Origin of the sequence: Tahibacter caeni (assembly GCF_024609805.1) — a bacterium.
GTDB classification, from domain to species: Bacteria; Pseudomonadota; Gammaproteobacteria; order Xanthomonadales; family Rhodanobacteraceae; genus Tahibacter; species Tahibacter caeni.
This window is the reverse complement of the sequence record NZ_JANFVR010000379.1, coordinates 1-4,111: the sequence shown is the minus strand read 5'-3', so window position 1 is coordinate 4,111 and position 4,111 is coordinate 1. Positions and strand designations below refer to the sequence as shown.

Annotated in this window: 3 protein-coding genes; 1 reads left to right on the top strand and 2 read right to left on the bottom strand. The window is 72.6% G+C overall.

The genetic code is table 11. The annotated features are described in order from the left end of the window. Window positions 1-1,299: S8 family serine peptidase (locus tag NON22_RS21105; RefSeq protein ID WP_257388960.1), on the top strand; the 1,299-nt coding region annotated here is incomplete at its 5' end. Here the strand turns inward: NON22_RS21105 and NON22_RS21100 are convergent. Beyond that, entirely contained in the window at window positions 1,276-2,019 is a 744-nt protein-coding gene (locus NON22_RS21100; protein WP_257388959.1) for a pseudouridine synthase, read from the bottom strand. The genes NON22_RS21105 and NON22_RS21100 overlap by 24 nt on opposite strands. Window positions 2,020-2,026: 7 nt before the next feature. Then, window positions 2,027-4,111, bottom strand: a 2,085-nt coding sequence (locus tag NON22_RS21095; RefSeq protein ID WP_257388958.1) for a S46 family peptidase, incomplete at its 5' end; no start/stop codon positions are given.

The following is a 4,111-nucleotide window of genomic DNA, read 5'->3' as shown; positions in this document are numbered from 1 at the left end:
CCCCCGCCGCGGGCCGCCGGCGGCGCGCCGGCCGGCGCGCGTGCGGCCGACATCTGTGCACGGCCGCCCGACCATGTCGTCGAGGCGGCCGACAAGGCCGCGGCCGCCTCGCTCGCGCAGCGCTACGGCGCGCTGTTCGGCGCCGAGCAGGCCGGCGCGCGCGTGCTGCTGCGCAGCCGTCCCGACGATCCGGCGCAGCAGCGCGAGCTCGCCGGGATCGCCGCCGATCCGCGCTATCGCCTGCGCGAGGAAGCGCGCTTCGAGCTCGACGGCGGCACACGGCCGGATCCGCTGCAATTCCACAACGCTGCGTTATGGAAGGCCATCCGCATGCCGGCGCCCCGGCGGCTGCAGCCCGGCGAACCGGTCGACGTGGCGGTGCTCGACGGACCCGTGCGCGGCGACCATCCGGACCTGCCCGAGGTCGTGCAGATACGGCCGCGGCTGCGCGACGAGGACGGCCGCTGCGACGGCGGCGACTGCTGTCCGCAGGTCGCGGCCGGCGAGGGCACCTGGCATGCGACGCGCGTCGCCGGCCTGATCGGCGCGCGGCGCGGCAACGGCATCGGCATGGCCGGCATCGCGCCGGTGCGCCGCATCGTCTCGATCAATGCGAGCGTCGGCGGCTGCATCGGCGAATTCAGCCTGGCGGCGGCGTTGCATTGCGCGATCGAGTATCGCGACCCCGACGACCGCCGCGTGCGCGTCGCGAACATCAGCATGGGCAGCCTGACGCAGCCGGCGTCGCTGGCCTTGTCGCATGCGCTGCAGCGCGCGCGCAACGAGGATCTGCTCGTCGTGGCAAGCGCCGGCAACGACGGCGTGAACATCAACTCGACGACGCGCTGGCCGAGTTCGCTCAACGAGCCGAATATCCTGACCGTGGAAGTGCGCGACTACGACGGCAATGCGATCGGCGGCATGAACTACGGCTTCGGCACCGTCGACATCGGCGCGCCGGCGCCGCCGCCGTATGCGACGAAGCGGCGCAGCATCTGCACCGCGAGCGTGCCGCTGCGCGGTCCGAGTTCGTGCAGCGGCGACTACGCGTCGTTCGAGCGGACCTCGGCCGCCGCGGCCGTGGTCAGCGGCGCCGCGGCGCTGGTCTGGAGCGATCGGCGCTACGCCGCCTGCACGGCCGAGCAGATGAGCGAGCTGCTCCGCAGCAGCCGCAGTCACTGCATCGCGGGCCACAGCTACCGGCAGAACCGCGACGTCGAGGTCTGCCAGCTCGACCTGGGCTTCCTGTCGCAGCGGAACAGCCCGTTGCAGGCGCTATGCGCCGGCGGGAACCGGTAGCGGCGGCGCCTCGGCCGCGGCCAGCACCGCGTCCCAGCCGAAGGCGGCGAGGACGCGCTGCCAGCTCGCGTCGAGCGACGCCTGCAGGCACAGCCGTTCGCCGCCGACCGGATGGACGAAGTCCAGCCGCCAGGCGTGCAGCAGCAGCCGGTGCGAGGACCAGTGGATGCGGAACAGGCGGTTGTGATCGCCGCGGCCGTGCGTGGTGTCGCCGATCAGGTGATGCGAGGCGTGCGCGAAATGACGCCGGATCTGCTGGTAGCGGCCGGTCTCGGGCTGCACCGCGAGCAGCGAATAGCGCTGCTGCGGATAGCGGCCCATCTCGATCGGCAGCTCCGCCGTCGCGAGCCGGCGCCAGCGTGTGCGCGCCTCGCGCAGCGGTCCCTTGAGGCTGGAGCCGCTGAGCGGATGGTCGATGCAGCCCTCGACGTCGGGCCAGCCGCGCACGACGGCGAGGTATTCCTTGCCGACGCGCCGCTCCATGAGCTGCCGGCCGAGTTCGGCGGCGATCTCGCGCGAGCGCGCGACGAGCAATACGCCGCTGGTCGCGCGATCGAGCCGGTGCGCCAGATGCAGCGGGCCGTCGACCTGCGCGCGCAGCCGGTCGATCAGATAGTCGTCGTCGGCGCCGACGAGCTGGCTGCGGTGCACGGCGATGCCGGGCGGCTTGTCGACGGCGACCAGGGCCTCGTCGACGTGGAGCAGGTTCAATGCGGTCACGGCGATCTCAGCGAGCCGGCGGTACGCCCATCTCGGCGAGCAGCCAGTGCGCCGGATAGACCTTGTCGAGCAGCCAGCGCAGGTAGCGCAGATCGACGTGCACGGCGCGCTTGTAGCGCGGATCGAACCACCAGCTCGCGCTGACCGATTCCCAGTTGCTGTCGAAATTCAGGCCGATGAGCTCGCCGCGCGCGTCGAGCACCGGCGAGCCGGAATTGCCGCCGGTCGTGTCGAGGTTGGTCAGGAAGTCGACGGTCTGCGTGCCGAGCGCCGGATCGGCCGTGTCGCCGAAGTCGCCCCCGGCGATCGCCGCGAGCAGCGGCGCCGGCGCGGCGAAGGGTGACTTGCCGATGTTCTTCTCGACGATGCCCGCGACCGTCGTGACCGGCGCGTAGACGACGCCGTCGCGCGGGCTGAAGCCGGCCACATGGCCGTAGCTCACGCGCAGGGTCTGGTTCGCATCGGGGAACAGCGGCCGCTGCTGGTCGCGATACCAGCTCTTGAGCGCGGCCATGTAGGCCGGGCGCAGCCGCAGCAGTTCGCCGTCGCGCTGCTTGCGCTGCTGCTCGAGGTTCAGCAGGGTCGGCTGGAGGCGCGCGGCCAGCGCGAGCAGCGCGTCGTCGTCCGCGTGCACCGCGGCCGGCTCGGCCTGCAGCTGGGCCAGGCGGAACGCCTCGTCGCCGAGCCGCGTCGCGCCGTAGACCCGCGCGAGCGCGGCCTTGGCCGTGTCCTCGTCGCTGCCGAACACGGCGTCGAACTCGGCCAGGTGCTGCGCCGGCGGCAGTGCGCGATAACGGCGCAGCAGCTCCAGCAGCAGCGCCTGCTCGGTCGCTGCGGCGTAGCGGCGCTGCACCTGGCGCAGCTGCGCCTCGATGAGGTTTTCGTCGCGGCGCTGATAGCCGGCCTCGCGCTGTGCGTCGGGCTTGCCGCGCTCCAGCGCGAGGCGCTGCAGGGTCACGGCCGCGCGCAGCAGCTGGGTCTGGGTCAGCATCAGGTTCAGCACGAGATCGCGCTCGCGCGTGGCCGAAGCCTGCTTCAGCAGCGCCTCGATCCCGGCGATGCGCGCGAGTGTCTCGCCGCTGTCGAGGCAGCCGCGGCCCTTGGCGCAGCGACCCTGGTCGCTGCCTTCGTGCCGCAGCCAGGCCAGCATGGCCTGCTCCGCCTCGGTGCGCTTGCGCCTGGCGTCGCTGCGCAGCAGGCCGGCGAGTTCGCCGCGGAAACGCTTGCTGCCGTTCTTGAGGCTCGCGAGCTGGCTCGCGTACTTCACGGCCGCGTCCGCGTCGCGCGCGCCTTCGCGCTCGATGATCGCGATCAGCGCGTCGAGCGTGTCGCTGCTCGCGGCCAGTCCCCAATCGATGCGCTCGGCGAACTCGCTGGCCAGGCGATGGCGATGGGTGATGCCCGGATAGCCGGCGAGCATCGCGAAATCGCCGTCCTTGGGGCCCGTGCGGCTGACCGTCAGGTGCGCCGGCGGCGCGTACGGACGGTTGCTTTCGGCGTAGTCGGCCGGCTGGCCGTCGGCGCCGACGTAGGCGCGCAGCAGCGCGAAATCGCCGCTGTGGCGCGGCCACATGAAATTGTCGATCTCGTCGCCGTACTTGCCGATCGCGCCGGGCGGCGCATAGACCAGGCGCACATCGCGCAGCTCCAGCTGGCGGATGCGGTAGAACTCGGCGCCGTAGTCCATGTTCGCGACGCTGCAGCGGCGGCCGGCCTGCGCCTCGCATTCGGCGACGATGGCCTTGCTCGCCGCGTCGACGGCGTCGAAATAGGCCAGGCCCTTCTTGCCCGCGGCGGCGGCGAGCACGCGGTCGGTCACGCGGTCGAAGCCCTCGGTCACGAGCACGCGGAAATCCGGGCTGCCGCGCAGCTCGCCGGCCTGGTCGGTCGCGGCGAAGCCCTGTTCGAGCAGATTGCGCTCGGGCTTGCTGTTGTACTGGATCACGCCGTAGGCGACGTGGTGGTTGGTCAGCAGCAGGCCCTGCGCCGACACGAACGAGCCGGTGCCGCCGCCGGCCTTGACCACGGCGCCGAGCGGTGCGGCACCGAGGTCGGCCAGCGCGGCCGGGTCGCCGGCGTAGCCGGCCGCGCG